The 14,938-nt window shown below is 56.9% G+C and carries 15 protein-coding genes and 1 pseudogene; 6 read left to right on the forward strand and 10 right to left on the reverse strand.

Features of this window, described 5'->3' with window-relative positions; translation table 11 throughout:
• Window positions 1–20: 20 nt before the first annotated feature.
• Window positions 21–506 carry a GyrI-like domain-containing protein gene (locus tag NHU87_RS16510; protein ID WP_253550707.1) on the reverse strand — a complete coding sequence of 162 codons (486 nt, stop codon included), beginning with the start codon at window positions 504–506 and terminating at the stop codon, window positions 21–23.
• Window positions 507–573: 67 nt separating this feature from the next.
• A complete protein-coding gene (locus NHU87_RS16515) occupies window positions 574–1,236 on the reverse strand; it encodes a LysE family translocator (RefSeq protein WP_253550710.1) in 663 nt (220 codons plus the stop codon).
• Between the two features lie 138 nt (window positions 1,237–1,374).
• Here NHU87_RS16515 and alaC point away from each other — a divergent pair, with 138 nt between their 5' ends.
• Complete coding sequence (gene alaC, locus NHU87_RS16520; protein ID WP_253550713.1) at window positions 1,375–2,592, forward strand: alanine transaminase; 1,218 nt, start codon at window positions 1,375–1,377, stop codon at window positions 2,590–2,592.
• Between the two features lie 204 nt (window positions 2,593–2,796).
• Here alaC and NHU87_RS16525 read toward each other — a convergent pair whose 3' ends face one another.
• Window positions 2,797–4,149 (reverse strand): GntP family permease, encoded by a 1,353-nt coding sequence (locus NHU87_RS16525; protein WP_253550716.1) that lies wholly within the window; start codon window positions 4,147–4,149, stop codon window positions 2,797–2,799.
• An 82-nt stretch (window positions 4,150–4,231) separates the two neighbouring features.
• Window positions 4,232–4,765, reverse strand: coding sequence for a gluconokinase (locus NHU87_RS16530; RefSeq protein WP_253550719.1), 534 nt, complete (start codon window positions 4,763–4,765; stop codon window positions 4,232–4,234).
• 215 nt (window positions 4,766–4,980) lie between these two features.
• On the opposite strand from NHU87_RS16530, the gene NHU87_RS16535 reads away from it, so the two are divergent.
• The 4 genes from NHU87_RS16535 (at window position 4,981) to NHU87_RS16550 (ending at window position 8,291) form a co-directional block, all read left to right on the forward strand.
• Window positions 4,981–6,012 (forward strand): LacI family DNA-binding transcriptional regulator, encoded by a 1,032-nt coding sequence (locus NHU87_RS16535; RefSeq protein WP_253550722.1) that lies wholly within the window; start codon window positions 4,981–4,983, stop codon window positions 6,010–6,012.
• Window positions 6,013–6,079: 67 nt separating this feature from the next.
• The gene (locus NHU87_RS16540; protein WP_253550725.1) at window positions 6,080–6,712 is read left to right on the forward strand and encodes a glutathione S-transferase family protein; all 633 of its coding nucleotides are present in this window, start codon (window positions 6,080–6,082) and stop codon (window positions 6,710–6,712) included.
• A gap of 42 nt (window positions 6,713–6,754) precedes the next feature.
• Window positions 6,755–7,498, forward strand: a complete 744-nt coding sequence (locus NHU87_RS16545) for an NAD-dependent epimerase/dehydratase family protein (protein ID WP_253550728.1) — start codon at window positions 6,755–6,757, stop codon at window positions 7,496–7,498.
• Between the two features lie 403 nt (window positions 7,499–7,901).
• Window positions 7,902–8,291, forward strand: a complete 390-nt coding sequence (locus NHU87_RS16550; RefSeq protein ID WP_253550731.1) for a hypothetical protein — start codon at window positions 7,902–7,904, stop codon at window positions 8,289–8,291.
• A gap of 93 nt (window positions 8,292–8,384) precedes the next feature.
• On the opposite strand, the gene NHU87_RS28635 is transcribed toward NHU87_RS16550, so the two are convergent.
• Together NHU87_RS28635 and NHU87_RS28640 are read right to left on the reverse strand one after the other, a co-directional pair.
• Window positions 8,385–8,924 (reverse strand): methyl-accepting chemotaxis protein, encoded by a 540-nt coding sequence (locus NHU87_RS28635; protein WP_253551030.1) that lies wholly within the window; start codon window positions 8,922–8,924, stop codon window positions 8,385–8,387.
• A gap of 9 nt (window positions 8,925–8,933) precedes the next feature.
• A pseudogene (locus tag NHU87_RS28640) lies at window positions 8,934–9,704 on the reverse strand (PAS domain-containing protein); the annotation flags it as partial.
• Window positions 9,705–10,303: 599 nt separating this feature from the next.
• Between NHU87_RS28640 and NHU87_RS16565 the strand changes: the two are divergent.
• Window positions 10,304–10,663, forward strand: a complete 360-nt coding sequence (locus tag NHU87_RS16565) for a hypothetical protein (protein WP_253550734.1) — start codon at window positions 10,304–10,306, stop codon at window positions 10,661–10,663.
• Window positions 10,664–11,093: 430 nt separating this feature from the next.
• Here the strand turns inward: NHU87_RS16565 and NHU87_RS16570 are convergent, their stop codons facing one another.
• The 4 genes from NHU87_RS16570 to NHU87_RS16585 all read right to left on the reverse strand — a co-directional run bounded on the left by NHU87_RS16570 (window position 11,094) and on the right by NHU87_RS16585 (window position 14,772).
• Window positions 11,094–12,107, reverse strand: coding sequence for an ABC transporter substrate-binding protein (locus NHU87_RS16570; RefSeq protein ID WP_253550737.1), 1,014 nt, complete (start codon window positions 12,105–12,107; stop codon window positions 11,094–11,096).
• Window positions 12,104–12,682 (reverse strand): sigma-70 family RNA polymerase sigma factor, encoded by a 579-nt coding sequence (locus NHU87_RS16575; protein WP_253550741.1) that lies wholly within the window; start codon window positions 12,680–12,682, stop codon window positions 12,104–12,106. Before NHU87_RS16575 ends, NHU87_RS16570 begins: the two co-directional genes overlap by 4 nt.
• Window positions 12,683–12,921: 239 nt before the next feature.
• Window positions 12,922–13,713 carry a phosphate/phosphite/phosphonate ABC transporter substrate-binding protein gene (locus NHU87_RS16580; protein WP_253550744.1) on the reverse strand — a complete coding sequence of 264 codons (792 nt, stop codon included), beginning with the start codon at window positions 13,711–13,713 and terminating at the stop codon, window positions 12,922–12,924.
• A gap of 117 nt (window positions 13,714–13,830) precedes the next feature.
• Window positions 13,831–14,772 (reverse strand): fatty acid desaturase, encoded by a 942-nt coding sequence (locus NHU87_RS16585; protein ID WP_253550747.1) that lies wholly within the window; start codon window positions 14,770–14,772, stop codon window positions 13,831–13,833.
• Window positions 14,773–14,938: the final 166 nt, after the last annotated feature.

The raw sequence follows: 14,938 nt of genomic DNA on the forward strand, positions 1-14,938 counted from the left end.
CCGCCTCTCGATCCAGACCATCACGCCTTGAGCGGCAGCCAGATTTCCAGCACGCCGGTATTGAGCTTCGGGTTGAAATCGTCGCTGTAGCGTTCGAACTCCGGAGCGTCCGCCGCTTCATGACCGGACTTCGGCAACCAGGTTTTCCAGATGTATTGAAAGGTCTGGGGCAAGGCATCCAGAGAGCCCTTGTGTTCGAAGACTGCATACTTCTGAGGCTGAACTTCGATCCAGCGGTATTTATCCGGCAGGTCGTCGAGCTTGCTGATTTCGACACCGGCGATGTATTCGAAACCACCCTTGCCATCCGGATTACAGCAGATGCCGTAGGTTACTTCGCTTTTCTGACCGGGAATTTTGCCGATCTCGGGTATGAATTTCTCCCAGAGGTCGGGGATCGCTTTGGTGGTATCCGCCGTAAATCGGCCGCCAAGCCCCGCTATGAGCATGAAGTGCCCGTTTTCAAAGCGTGGCTCGGCCTTATCGGCGCCTGTTTGCTCATCCATGACTCAACTCCTGGTACAAAAAGGTGGGTTCGGCTGGGAGTATAGAAGCCAAACCCGTTTCGCCCAGTTACAGTGCGTGCAACTGTTCGATGGCGCCTGGACCGATGAACTCGTTGTAACCCGACAGGATCACGTAGACCGCGAAATAGCAGAAGATCGCGGCCGATGCCATGTAGGAATAACGCAGCAGTTTGTCACCGAGCAATTTGCCGCCATGGCTCGCAGCGAAGCACAAACCGACACACCAGAGCACTCCGGCGCACAAGAAGCCGCCGAGAAACAGCGCTGAGCTGAGCGCGTCACCGCCACCGGAACGGGCGATCAGCGTCCCGCCCACCGCGGCAAACCAGAGGATGGCGCTGGGTGATGACATGGCCAGGAAAATGCCGCGAAAGAACTCCTTCCGGTGGGAGTTGTGGCCGACTTCAGCGGTCTGCGCCAACAACGCTTCATGGTGGATCGCCGAGTAAATCATCTTCGCCGCGAAATACAGCAGCAGCGCCGACCCGCCGATCCACAACACCCAACGCACGGTTTCGTACTGCAGCAATACGGTCATGCCAGCCAAGGCCAGCACGGCGTAAATCAGATCGCCGACACACGTCCCCAACCCCAACGCAAAGCCTTGAAAATAGCCGCGCTGCATCGCCAGCGTGATCATCGCGATATTGGCCACGCCGATATCCAGGCACAGCGAAAGGCTCAACAAGAAGCCACTGGTAAATTCCATCGAGCATTTCCTTGGGAAAAATTTATTAATGCGCAGGCTAGACAGTTTGCCATGACTGCCCTTACATTCCGCCACAGGCCACCGCAGTGGCCAGCGTCGCTCGGACGGTTCCGGGCGCTTACGTTATCCGAGGCAACAATGGCCGAACAAGGTTCGCCGCGCCGCTTTGCGCGCATAGATCGACTCCCCCCTTACGTTTTCAACATCACTGCCGAGCTGAAGATGGCCGCCCGTCGTCGTGGCGAAGACATCATCGACTTGAGCATGGGCAATCCCGACGGCGCCACGCCGCCGCACATTGTCGAAAAACTTGTCACTGTCGCCCAGCGCGAAGACACCCATGGCTACTCCACGTCCAAAGGGATTCCGCGCCTGCGTCGGGCGATTTCCAACTGGTACAAGGATCGCTACGAAGTCGACATCGACCCGGAAACCGAAGCCATCGTCACCATCGGTTCCAAGGAAGGCCTGGCGCATTTGATGCTGGCGACCCTCGACCAGGGCGACACCGTGCTGGTGCCAAACCCAAGCTACCCGATTCACATCTACGGTGCGGTGATTGCCGGCGCCCAGGTGCGGTCGGTGCCGCTGATCCCAGGCGTGGATTTTTTCGCCGAGCTGGAACGGGCGATTCGCGGCTCGATCCCGAAACCGAAAATGATGATTCTCGGCTTCCCGTCCAACCCCACCGCCCAGTGCGTGGAGCTGGACTTCTTCGAGCGGGTGATCGCCCTCGCCAAGCAATACGACGTTTTGGTGGTGCACGACCTGGCCTACGCCGACATCGTCTACGACGGCTGGAAAGCCCCGTCGATCATGCAAGTGCCCGGCGCCAAGGACATCGCGGTGGAGTTTTTCACCCTGTCCAAGAGCTACAACATGGCGGGCTGGCGCATCGGTTTCATGGTCGGCAACCCGGAGCTGGTCAACGCCTTGGCGCGAATCAAGAGTTACCACGACTACGGCACATTCACCCCGCTGCAAGTCGCGGCCATCGCGGCACTGGAAGGCGATCAGCAATGCGTCAAAGACATTGCCGAGCAATATCGGCAGCGTCGTAACGTGCTGGTCAAAGGCCTGCATGAACTGGGCTGGATGGTCGAAAACCCGAAAGCGTCGATGTACGTCTGGGCCAAGATTCCCGAGGCTTATGCACACATGGGCTCACTGGAGTTCGCCAAGAAACTGCTGGCCGAGGCCAAGGTCTGTGTCTCGCCGGGTGTGGGATTTGGCGAGTATGGGGATGATCATGTGCGCTTCGCGCTGATCGAAAACCAGGACCGAATCCGTCAGGCCGTACGCGGGATTCGCGGGATGTTCCGGGCGGATGGGCTGGTCACCAAAACCAACGCCTGACACCCGATACCCGACACCCGACACCTTGTACTTGTAGGAGCTGTCGGGTGAAACGAGGCTGCGATCTTTTGATCTTGATCTGAAAAAACAAGATCAAAAGATCGCAGCCTCGTTTCACTCGACAGCTCCTACGGGCCTACGGAGATTTAGAGCCACCCACAAAAAAACCGCATCGCTGCGGTTTTTTTGTGTTTGCCGATCGTGTCAGACGAACAACGACAACAGCAGGATGAAGCCCAGGCCCACCACGGACAGGATGGTTTCCATCGCGGTCCAGGTTTTGAAGGTTTCCGCCACGGTCATGTTGAAGTACTGCTTCACCAGCCAGAAACCGGCGTCGTTGACGTGGGACAGGATCAACGAACCGGCACCGGTGGCCAGCACCAGCAGCTCACGGTTCACACCCGGAATCATCCCCACCACCGGCACCACGATGCCCGCGCCGGTAATGGTTGCCACGGTTGCCGAACCGGTCGCGATGCGAATCACCGCCGCCACCAGCCACGCCAGCAGGATCGGCGAGATCTGCGCTTCCACCGCCATGTTGCCGATGACATTACCCACACCGCTGGTCACCAGCATCTGTTTGAAGCCGCCACCGGCACCGATGATCAGGATGATGGCGGCGGTTGGCGCAAGGCTGGCATCCAGCCATTTGAGCATCTGGTTGGAGCTAATGCCCTGCTTGTAACCGAAGGTGTACAGCGACAGCAGCAAGGCCAGCAGCAGCGCCGAGATCGGGTGACCGATCAGGTCCATGAAGGTGCGGAAGAAGTTGCCGTCCGGCAGTGCCACATCGGCAAAGGTCTTGAGCAGCATCAGGAACACCGGCGACAGCACGGTGATCAAGGTGATGGCGAAGCTAGGCAGATCGCCCGCATCCTCATCGCGCACCAGTTGATCCACCAGTTCCTGATTCGGATGACCAGGAATGTGCTTGGCAATGAACGTACCGAAGATCGGACCGGCAATGATGGCCGTTGGCAGCGCAACGATCAGCCCGTAAAGAATGGTTTTACCAATGTCGGCACCGAACACGCCGATCGCCAGCAACGGACCCGGGTGCGGCGGAACCAGACCGTGCACGGCGGACAGACCGGCCAGCAATGGGATACCGATCTTGATGATCGACACGCCAGTACGACGGGCCACGATAAACACAAGCGGGATCAGCAGCACGAAACCGATTTCGAAGAACAGCGGGATGCCGACCAGGAAGGCCGCGAACATCATCGCCCACTGCACCTTGTCCTTGCCAAAGGCGCGAATCAGGGTCTGAGCGATCTGATCCGCCCCGCCCGACTCGGCCATCATTTTGCCGAGCATCGTGCCCAGCGCCAGGATGATCCCGACGAAACCGAGAACGCCACCGAAGCCGTCCTGGAACGCCTTGATGATGGTGCCGATCGGCATGCCGGAGGTCAGCCCGAGAAAAGCTGCGGCGATGATCAGGGCGATGAAGGGGTGAAACTTGAACTTGGTGATCAGGACGATAAGTCCGATCACCGTGACCACTGCATCGAGCAGCAGAAAGGTCTCGTGGGACATGCCAAACATAAGGGGGTGTCTCCTGTTTGTTGTTGTTATTAAAGCGGTTATTCAAAAGCCGTCAGGACAGCGCTATCTTTTGCAGCAAAACTCAACTGGCGAGTTTCAAGCCATGATCGAGCCACCAACGGTGGGCCAGAGCGGCCAATTCATCGACACTGTGACTTGAAGCATCCAGAGCCAGGGTCAGGGGCTCACCAACGGGCGATTCAAGGGTGGCGAACTGGCTGTCGATCAAGGTCGACGGCATGAAGTGGCCCGGCCGATGAGACACACGATCGGCGGCGACTTCGGGAGTCAGCTCAAGAAAAACGAAGCCCAGGCCCGGCAAGGCACTGCGCAAGCGTTCGCGGTAACTGTGTTTGAGGGCCGAGCACGTCAGCACCGGGCGTTCGCCCTTGGCATCGATGCGGCGCAGTTCATCGCACAGGCTGTCAAGCCAGCCGGCACGGTCTTCATCATTCAGGGGGATACCCGCGCTCATCTTTTCGATATTGGCGGCAGGGTGGAAAGTGTCGCCTTCAATGGCGGTCGCGCCGCTAAGCTGGCACAGGGACTGGCTGACGCAAGTCTTGCCGCAACCGGCAACGCCCATGATGACCAGGGCGGTGATGGGATGATTCATGTAACACCTCAGCACGCAGACAGCGCTACCTTTGCTACGTAAGACTCACGTGCAAAAGCAGAAGTTGCCGACGCCTTCTTGTCATTTTTGTGGGTTGCAGCATGTTCGTTCTCGATGCCAAAAAGCGAGGATCAGGCAAACCTCGTTCACGCATTTGCAGCTGCATCGAGACAGCGCTACCTTAGTGCCTTGAATTTTGTTTGGCAAGCCGTCCGATGAATACCCCTAAAAACGATAAAAATACTCGCACCACTGGCCGCCCTACCCTCAACGAAGTCGCGCGCCTGGCCGGTGTCAGTCCGATTACAGCGTCCCGCGCCCTGCGCGGCGTTAGCACGGTGGCCGCGGAGCTGGTGGAAAAAGTCCAGAAGGCCGCCCTCGACCTGAACTACGTGGTCAACCCCGCCGCCCGCGCATTAGCCTCGGCCCAGAGCCATTCCGTGGTGGTTTTGGTGCCGTCGCTGTCCAACCTGTTGTTCATCGACACGCTGGAAGCCATTCATCAGGTTTTACGACCAAAGGGCTTCGAAGTGCTGATCGGCAACTTCCATTACTCGCGTGATGAAGAAGAAAACCTGCTGCGCAATTACATGGCTTATCAGCCTCGCGGCTTGTTGCTGACCGGTTTCGACCGCACCGAAAGTTCGCGGCGGATGATCGAGACCAGCAATGTTCCCTGCGTCTATATGATGGAACTGGACAGCGCGGCCGGGCTCAATTGTGTCGGCTTTTCGCAAGTCGCTGCCGGCGAAACGGCAGCCGAGCATTTGCTCTCCCGCGGTCGCAAACGCCTGGCCTACATCGGCGCGCAACTGGACCAGCGCACGCTACTGCGCGGCGAAGGCTTCCGTCGCGCGCTGCAAAAGGCCGGTTTGTACGATCCAGCCCTGGAAGTGCTGACCCCGCGAGCCTCCTCGGTGGGTCTGGGCGGCGAATTGTTCCTGCAACTGCTCGCTGCCCATCCAGACGTTGATGCGATCTTCTTCGGCAACGACGACCTCGCCCAGGGCGCGTTGCTCGAAGCGTTGCGCAATGGCATCAAAATCCCCGAACAAGTGGCGATCCTCGGGTTCAACGACTTGCCGATGTCGGAGCACATGGTCCCGCGCTTGAGCAGCATCAGAACCCCACGAGAAGCCATTGGCCGTCGCTCGGCGGAGCTGATGTTGACCTTGCTGGCTGGCAATTCAGTGACTAAACCAGTGCAGGATATGGGGTTTGAGTTGAAGGTGCGCGAGAGTACCTGACGGGCGATCATTCCCATGCTCCGCGTGCTAGATTCCCGATACCTGGAACAGCAAACGGAGAAGCTCAATGGGACATACGCTGAAGATTTTGGGTCGGGCCTCGTCAATCAACGTCAGAAAAGTCCTGTGGACCTGTGACGAACTGGGTGTTTCCTTCGAACGCGAAGACTGGGGCAGCGGCTTCGCATCGACCCAGAGCCCGGAGTTTCTCCAGCTTAACCCCAACGCACAAGTGCCGGTTCTCATCGATGAAGCCGGCGTGCTGTGGGAGTCCAATACCATTTGCCGGTACCTGGCCGGCAAACACCAAAACACTGACCTGTTGCCCATCGAACCGGCGGCTCGCGCTCGCGTAGAGCAGTGGATGGACTGGCAAGCCACCGAACTCAATCCGTCGTGGGGTTACGCATTTTTTGCACTGGTTCGGCAATTGCCAGACTTTCAGGACGCGCAACGGATTGCTGATGGCGTTCGCGGCTGGAACGCGAAAATGGGCATCCTCGAACAGCAACTCGCGACAACCGATGCGTATGTAGCCGGACCACGCTTCACACTGGCCGATATCCTCATCGGGCTGTCGGTCAACCGCTGGCGGATGACACCGATGGAGCGCCCGGACTACCCCGCCGTCGACGCCTATTGCCAACGACTGGCGCTGCGACCGGGGTTCATGGAACACGCTTGCAACGGCGTGCCATAACGCCAAACCCGCCCCCTCAGCCTTCCATAAAAAGAGAAACCCATGAACGGACTCAACGTACTGCTGACCGGCGCCTGTGGCAGAATCGGCAAAACCTTTTTCGAAGCTTCGCAGGACCGCTACACCTTCGTGCTGACGGATCGCATCGAGCCCGACTTCAATGTCGATGCGCCGCATCGCTTTGTACGCCAGGACCTGTCCGACCTCACCGCCGTAAGCGAAGTGCTGAAAGGCATCGACGTCATCGTGCATCTGGCTGGCATCCCTCACGCCACCGCCTCTTTCGATGAGTTACTGCCCAACAATATTCTGGCCACCACTTACCTGTTCGAAGCCGCCGTGGCTGCAGGCTGTAAACGGTTGGTATTCGCCAGTAGCGCGCAGACCATCGAGGGCTATCCGGTGGACCGGCAGATCACACCGGGCATGCAGGTGATGCCGGCCAATCTGTATGGCGTCAGCAAATGTTATGGCGAAGCCTTGTGTGCGTTCTATGCTGCCAAACACAACCTCTCGAGCATCGCCATACGCATCGGCGCTTTCGAGTTTGCGGACCGTCACGAATTGACCAACGCTCGCGACCTGAGCGCATGGCTCAGCCCTCGTGATGCAGTGCAATTGCTGCAACTCTCGGTGGAGGTCAAAGGTGTGCAACACCTGATCGCCCACGGTATTTCCAATAACCGTTTCAAACGCCTGGACCTCAGTGAAACTACCCGGGTGTTGGGTTATATGCCGGTGGATGATGCGTTTCAGGAGTTCGACATTCCCATTGGGTTTCCTTGACGGTGCTTGTCCAGAATTGGGGCAACGTGGTTCTTGCACTCTAGCCCGAGGGTATGCGATCGACCGCTGTCGCTCGGCGGCGTTCCAACGAAAGCGGTGTATCAGACGACATCGATGTAGATTGTGACGCCGTCTTCGCGAGCAAGCTCGCTCCCACAGGCTTTTGTGGTGCTCACAAGTTCAAGGTTCACCCAATCCCTGTAGTAATTGGCAGATGGCAGACAAGTTGAGGCAGCGAGCGAAAAACAATTGTGCAGACTTTCTATATGACCGCTCGTCTGAATCCCTTCCAATCGCGAGCCTACCTGTAATTTCTGACAGTAGATGTCAAGTGAAGCGAGGCCAATGATCCGTGAGGGAACAATGAGATTCCCGCTTTCACTTTAGATATAAGGAGATATCCATGGCGAACACCCTTGACGCTAAATTTACGCTGGATGGCGCCCCACCAAAGTCAGACTACGTTGCCACAAGAATTGACGTCGGCCCGAACGCCCCACCTCTTCCCGCCAAAGTTATCCGTTCCAATGACGATGAGAACAGAAGTCTAACGTTTGAATTCATAAACGGGTTCGGTGATGGCGATCACGAACTTAATAAGATCAATACATCTGTCGTGTATGTTGACAAATCTCACTACCTTCTCGAAGGTTTGTCGGGATCCATTAAAATAAGCCTTCTAGACGGCACCTATGAAGGTAATTTCACTGCAGATTGGAAGGATAGTTTTCAGAGGATCTGGAAAGTCGAAGGCACTATCAATGTTAAAGTTGTACCGCAAAAAAAAGCTTGAATGTCCGGTAGCACGCTTTTCGATCTTGCCATCAACCAAATACGCTCATCCTTGCTGTTCTACTGCCAGGAATGAGCGCTTTTTCCAGATGGCTCAGTTCAACTGCAACGTCTCATTGAACTGGCTGATCGCATCCACCACATGCCGCGATCCCTGTTGAATCTCCAGAATCACCTCCCCCGCCTCGTTCGCCAACTCCACCCCAAGCCCGGTGCGACTCAGACTCGATTGCATGCTCGACACCGCACTTAACGACAAGTCGTGGTTCTTGCGCACCACATCGACGATCTCCAGCGTCGCCTGACTCGTCCTCGCCGCCAGACTGCGAACTTCATCCGCCACCACTGCAAAGCCCCGTCCATGCTCACCCGCCCTCGCCGCTTCAATCGCGGCGTTGAGCGCCAACAAGTTGGTCTGATCGGCAATCCCGCGAATGGTCTGGACGATGGTGCCGATGATGTCGGACTGTTTGCTGACCGCATCGATACTTACCGCCGCCTCGTTGAGGTCGCGGGAAATGTCCTGAATGATCTGCACCGTTTGCTGCACGACTTGTGAGCCTTTTTGCGCGCAGGCGTCGTTTTGTACCGAGGTGCTATGGGCCGATTCCGCGGCGGTTTGCAACGTGGTCATTTGATGGGTGATATCGCTGGCGAACTTCACCACTTTGTAAAGCCGACCCTTGGCGTCGAACAGTGGGTTATACGAGGCTTCCAGGTAGACCATGTGCCCGGACTTGTTCTTGCGCTCGAAACGGTGGGAGTGATATTCACCGCGATTGAGCGAGGCCCAGAATGCCTTGTATTGCGACGACTCCGCTTCGCTGCGATGACAGAACATGCTGTGGTGATGCCCGACGATTTCGTTGAGCGAGTACTGCATAGTCTTCAGAAAGTTTTCGTTAGCGCTGATCACATTGCCTTCCGGGGTGAACTCGATCACCGCCATCGAGCGACCGATCGCCGCCAGCATGGCTTCCTCTTCGTGTTCCTTGTTGATTCGCGCGGTGATGTCTGCCGCCACTTTGATCACGCTTTTGACTTGCTTGTCCGCGCCATATACCGGCATGTAACTGGCTTCGAGCCAGACTTCCTTGCCGCTCTTGTTCAAACGCAAAAACGTCCCGCTGATCGGCTCGCCACGGGCCAGGTCGCGCCACAATCTGGCGTATTCCTCACTGCGATAAAACGCTTCTTCGCAGAATACCCGGTGATGTTTGCCGCGCACTTCATCAGCGCTGTAGCCCATGGTCTTGCAGAAGTTTTCATTGGCATCCAGAACGATGCCGTCAGGGCTGAATTCGATCATCGCCATCGAACGGCTGACGCCGGCCAACTTGGCGTTGGCTTCGCTCAGGGCACAGCTGAAACGTTCGATTTCCTGCAGGTCAGCCTTGTGATGTAGGTTGAACATGGTTGTATCACCTTCCGCGCGGTCGTTTGATTTGATGAAAGTTCAGGTCTTTCAAGATCCACCACTACGTTCCACAGAACAGGCACACGCATTCCTCCACGGGAGGAAGTTGTCAGGTGATAAATGATGATTAATCGGAGAGTCCATGCAGCGACGCTCTAATCAAGACATCCTTCTCTTGATAGCCCGCAGGCGGGCCAGCCCCAACGTATCGAAGAACTTCCATTTAACAATCGCTCCTTGCAACGACTGAGCATAGACGGCGCAACGCCGTGCGCAAGGCCACTATTATGCCAGTATTGAGGACTTTTTGAACATGAAACGGTTCAGCGAGAAATGCTGACTGATTGATCGCCATCGCGAGCTCGCTCCCACCTTTTTCGTTTGGGAGGCTCAGACCGTTCGTCGCATTAAGGGCCGTACCTGTAATTTCTGACAGTAGACGGTGCCATTTACTTACTCAAATATGGGTTCGTGCGTGTCCGATATGGACGTGTTCTCCCACTATCAGCAAGGAAGAAGATCATGAGCGAAGACCTGAAGATAAAACTGTCAAAGCCACCGGACTTTTTGCGTTATATGTGCGAGAGAATGGCGAAATGGAGGAGACGATTCCAACCTCCCACCTCACGCTGTCATTAGATTCTGATCAGGCATACATAGCTGGGCGGGCTGGTGCAGACCTCAGATCGCAGGGAATAGATATCTATATTAATAAAAAGATCGAGGCCAAAACAAAATACCTCTTCGAATCTCGGGTTGTCGGTGGTAATTATAATCCGAAAAAATTTGAGAACAGTTCCTGGGGTTCACGCGTTGAGGGCGGATGGGTAGAAATTGAAGAAGTAGACTTGGATAAAAAAACCGCAAAAGGCAAATTCGAGTTTACCGCCACATCCGGGGACGAGATCCAAAATGCAAAGGTCCGGGGAACCTTTAACTTGCGGCCAGATCAATAAGTCTTGGGTTCACCGATCAATAACTGCCCCTCAAGTTTGAGAGGCAGTTGCCGTGACAAAATCAAATCAACTGCAACGGAGGAATGCGTGTGCTTGTTCCATGGAACGTAGTGGTGGATTGTGAAAGACCCGAACTTTCATCAAATCAAAAATCCACGCGGAAGGTAATACACACCTGTTCGACCTACATCACGAGGCTGAATTCACTAACCGTGCACGGTCGACATAGTTAGTTACAGCGAAGCATAGCCAGCGCAAGACCACTAGTCAGCCGGCACTTTTTGCACAAGAAACGGTTAGCGCTGAAGCGAGGGATGTCCATCGCGAGCAGACTCACTCCTATGATCTGCGGTGTTCACACGATCGAATGTAGGAGTGACCCTGCTCGCGATACCAATAGTTGCAGCACTACAGAAACGTCAGAAAAGACTTACAAACTTTCACTCACCTTACTCGCCACCTCCCCCGGCACCCAACTCTTCCACACCTGCGGCTGATCGCGCAAAAATGCTTCGGCGACCTGACGCGGTGGCTGGCGTTTTTCGCTCATTTGCCCGAGGGTCTGGTTCAGCAGATCGATTGGCAGATCGACCTTTTCGAAGAACGCCACCAGGTCCGGGTACTGCGCCTTGAAGGGTGCCGACACACCGATGGCCAGGCTGGCCGGCATCGAGCGCGTGCCTTTGGGGCTCGGGTTGTTGGCATCGGCCAGGGTCTTCCAGGCTTCAGCATCGAACGGCGGTTCTTCGAGTTTCACCAGTTTGAAGCGGCCCAGTAATGGCGTCGGCGACCAATAGTAAAACAGCACCGGTTTACCACGGCGGATCGATGAAGCGACCTCGGCATCCAGCGCCGCGCCGGAACCGGTGCGGAAGTTGACGTAGCTGGCGGTCAGGTCATAGGCCTTGAGTTTCTGGCTGTTGACGATCTCCGAGGTCCAGCCGGTCGGGCTGTTGAGGAAGCGTCCGCGGCTTGGGTCTTCCGGGTCGCGGAACACGTCCTTGTAGCGCGCCAGGTCGGCGACGGATTTCAGCTCCGGCGCCAGCGGTTTAATGCCGCGTTCCGGGTCACCCTTGATCACGTATTCCGGCACCCACCAGCCTTCGGTTGCGCCTTTGACCGTGTCGCCCAAACCAAACACTTTGCCCTCCGATTCCGCCTTCACCCAGGCCGGATTGCGCCCCGCCCACTCTTCGCCGATCACTTGAATATCGTTTTTCGCTAATGCTGCTTCGAGGCTGACGGTGCTGCCCGGCAAGGTGTCGGTCGGGTAGCCGTAACCTTTCTCGACGATCAACCGCAGGATCTCGGTGATCAGGCTGCCGCTTTCCCAGGTGATGTCACCGAAGTGGATGGGCGTGGTTTTTTCTGCGGCTGGAACGTGCCCAGCCACCAGGCTCAGGGCCAGCAGCGAACTGCCGAGCAGGGTTTTGATCGATCTCATGCGGACCTCGAGTTCAGTGGGAATCGGCTATGTGGGAATCGGCTCAGGGGTGTTCGGTTCAAGGGTTCATTGGCGCTGTGCTGGGCGCACAGTGCCCGGGAGCGGGTCATGTAGACGCTGACCGAGCGTTGGGAAATGCCCAGTTCGGCGGCGATTTGTGGGTAGGTCAGACCGTCGATTCGCGACAACAGGAAGGTTGCCCTGACCTTGCCCGGCAAGCGGTCGAGGACTCGATCAAGGCGTATCAGGGCCTGGGAAAACTGCGCCAGATCTTCAGGCGAAGGTCCACCGAGCAGGTCAATTGGCGATAGCTGATCGAGGTGCTGGCGTTCCAGATCACGACGGCGCCACAGCTGATAAATCAGCCGCTGGGCAATGGTGGTGAGCAAGGCGCGAGGTTCGCGAATTGGCGTCAGGCCAGGCGATTCGAGCAATTGCGCGAAGGTTTCGGCAGCGATGTCTTCGACGCTAGGGCTGGCCCCCAGATATCGGCGCAGGCGTGCGCACAGCCAGGCGTAGTGGGCGCGAAACAATCCGCCCACGTGGTTGCGATGGGAAAGGTCGGCGCCGGACATAGAGGCTCCATGGGTTAGGGGTCGCTGGATGTCCGGTGATCCGGTGGCGCGATCCTAGCAAGGAGCCTTATTCATTAATAATACTTAAAACGAATTTTTATATTCCATAAATGAATTTAAATAAGCAGCGCCTGATACATCGCTATCGCGGGCAAGCCACGCTCCCACAAGTCCACCGATATCCTGTGGGAGCGTGGCTTGCCCGCGATTGATGGAACTGTCGGCACAAACATCAATCCTCATCGCAACCGCCCGTACCCCAGCGCTTCTGCTTCCTGCTGATAATCGAGAATGACCTGATAGTCGCTTTCGGTGGCCGGCAGCACTTCTTGCAAGCCGAGGATTTCCGCGACATCGGGCAACTCATGCAATGACGTGTTCATCACCTGTCGAAGCTGCTCAGCCTGCTCATCAGTGGTGCCAGCAGCCGCGATGTACGGCAGCGTCGGACTGAACGCCGTGCGCGCCAACACGCGCAGGCCTTCGACCTCTGCCTGGGCATGCTGCGCGAGATAAGCGAAGGTCACGCTGTCGATGGCGGCCAGGTCCGCCAGGTCATCACGCAGCCAACGCAGGCTTTCGCGGTGGCTGCCGCTGATGGAAACAGTGGCAAAAAATTCTCCATCGCGCTGCAACGGTGCCAATCGGTGGCGCAACAGGTTCATGCCACTGTTGGAGTCTTCGCCGTTGATCACACCGCGACTGCCCCGAAAGGCCGACAAGGTCCTTCGAGGATCATCGGCGCGAGTCAATAACAGGCTGCAATGGTTACCGCTGTTGCTGTCTGGAAGTTCGTAACGAGGACGACCGATGACCCGGACGCGACCACGCAAGGCCGTCATCAAGGGATAGCCGCAGGTCTGGGTCAGCAGCAGGTGCGGGGACAGCCAAAGGTCCATCAGCGACAGCCCTTCGGCCTCAAGGCGAGTGCTGCCGAGCCGCTCGAGAATCTGCGCCAGCCAACGCTCGTTGGCCTGACGGATTGGCTCGGGGGCGACGTACATCAGTAATTCAGCGAGGTGTTGTGTCATCGAAAATATCTTCACCAGTAAAGTCAAAAGATCGCAGCCTTCGGCAGCTCCTACAGATGTACAGCGATTCAAAGTAGGAGCTGCCGAAGGCTGCGATCTTTTGGCGATTTAGGCCAATCAATGAAACGGATGCCGTGGACTGTCAATCGCCCTCACCCCATGCTGACGCGCCAACTGTGCATAACCCTGCACCAAAAAACCGCCACTGCGCGCCAGCCATTCCTCGCGACGCGCTCGATAGACCCGTGGCAGGTCGTACCAGGGCAGGCCCGGCAAATCGTGATGCACCAGGTGCAGATTGAGGTTCAGGAACAGCCAACGCCACGGCCATGCCGCTTCGTTGATGACGGTGCGTTGCTCGGGTTGCACGTGAGGACGGTGTTCATAGTAGGAGCGGATCATCGCAATCGACAGCGCCGGCACGCTGATCAATAACAGGTAATGCCAGACCGGCAACCCACTGTAGCGCGTGATGAACATCAGCATCAGCAGCGTCAGCGCACCGTGGGTCAGCCACATCAACCAGGCTTGGCGCTCGCCTTTTTTTAGCCGTTGCAGCTCTTCCCGAGCCAGCGCCAGCAAGGCCAGTGGCGCACCGAGGACGAAGCGACCGAGCACGGTTTTGTTCAGCCAGTGCAGGCCTTGTTCGAACAGCGAACTGCGCTGCCACTGTTCAGCGCTCAAGTAACGGCTTTCCGGATCGAGACCGGGGAGGGTCAGGTCTTCATCGCGGTGATGCAGCAAATGACTGTCGCGGTACAGGGTGTAGGGATACCAGACCGCGAACGGCGCATAACCGAGGACTTTGTTCAGCGTTTGCCAACGGGTGGGATGGCCGTGCAGCAATTCGTGCTGCACCGACAACCACAACACCAGCAGTGGAATCAGTAACAGGCTGCTCCCGCCAAGACCGAGCCAATCGCTATTGAGCACGATGGCGAACCAACCGCCATACACGCCGATCAGCAACAGCCAGGTCGGCCATTCGGTGCGGGCGGTGAAGCGTTGGCGCAGGGTTTCGATCTGCTGGCGATGGGCGGCGTCGAAGTAATGGGGCATGGCGTTGCTCGCAACAGGGAATCTCTCCCTCTGTGTTACGAGACCGCAGAATCTTGCAGCTTTTGTTGCGATGCAATTTCGACCGTTCGTCGGGACTGTAATTTTTGACAGTGGCAACGCTACTTACTTGAGGCGCCTGATGGGGCAGTCGTCAGCCTTCATTGAC

Source organism: Pseudomonas mandelii, from assembly GCF_024138395.1.
Classification (GTDB): Bacteria; Pseudomonadota; Gammaproteobacteria; order Pseudomonadales; family Pseudomonadaceae; genus Aquipseudomonas; species Aquipseudomonas mandelii_E.

Bases quoted from the DNA above. Each gene is read 5' to 3' on its own strand.
- NHU87_RS28635 (WP_253551030.1), bottom strand. From the start codon at position 8,924: ATGACCACGTTGCAAACCGCCGCGGAATCGGCCCATAGCACCTCGGTA.
- NHU87_RS16540 (WP_253550725.1), top strand. From the start codon at position 6,080: ATGGGACATACGCTGAAGATTTTGGGTCGGGCCTCGTCAATCAACGTC.
- NHU87_RS16530 (WP_253550719.1), bottom strand. From the start codon at position 4,765: ATGAATCATCCCATCACCGCCCTGGTCATCATGGGCGTTGCCGGTTGC.
- NHU87_RS16565 (WP_253550734.1), top strand. From the start codon at position 10,304: ATGGAGGAGACGATTCCAACCTCCCACCTCACGCTGTCATTAGATTCT.
- NHU87_RS16545 (WP_253550728.1), top strand. From the start codon at position 6,755: ATGAACGGACTCAACGTACTGCTGACCGGCGCCTGTGGCAGAATCGGC.
- NHU87_RS16510 (WP_253550707.1), bottom strand. From the start codon at position 506: ATGGATGAGCAAACAGGCGCCGATAAGGCCGAGCCACGCTTTGAAAAC.
- NHU87_RS16570 (WP_253550737.1), bottom strand. From the start codon at position 12,107: ATGAGATCGATCAAAACCCTGCTCGGCAGTTCGCTGCTGGCCCTGAGC.
- NHU87_RS16580 (WP_253550744.1), bottom strand. From the start codon at position 13,713: ATGACACAACACCTCGCTGAATTACTGATGTACGTCGCCCCCGAGCCA.
- NHU87_RS16550 (WP_253550731.1), top strand. From the start codon at position 7,902: ATGGCGAACACCCTTGACGCTAAATTTACGCTGGATGGCGCCCCACCA.
- alaC (WP_253550713.1), top strand. From the start codon at position 1,375: ATGGCCGAACAAGGTTCGCCGCGCCGCTTTGCGCGCATAGATCGACTC.
- NHU87_RS16525 (WP_253550716.1), bottom strand. From the start codon at position 4,149: ATGTTTGGCATGTCCCACGAGACCTTTCTGCTGCTCGATGCAGTGGTC.
- NHU87_RS16535 (WP_253550722.1), top strand. From the start codon at position 4,981: ATGAATACCCCTAAAAACGATAAAAATACTCGCACCACTGGCCGCCCT.
- NHU87_RS16515 (WP_253550710.1), bottom strand. From the start codon at position 1,236: ATGGAATTTACCAGTGGCTTCTTGTTGAGCCTTTCGCTGTGCCTGGAT.
- NHU87_RS16585 (WP_253550747.1), bottom strand. From the start codon at position 14,772: ATGCCCCATTACTTCGACGCCGCCCATCGCCAGCAGATCGAAACCCTG.
- NHU87_RS16575 (WP_253550741.1), bottom strand. From the start codon at position 12,682: ATGTCCGGCGCCGACCTTTCCCATCGCAACCACGTGGGCGGATTGTTT.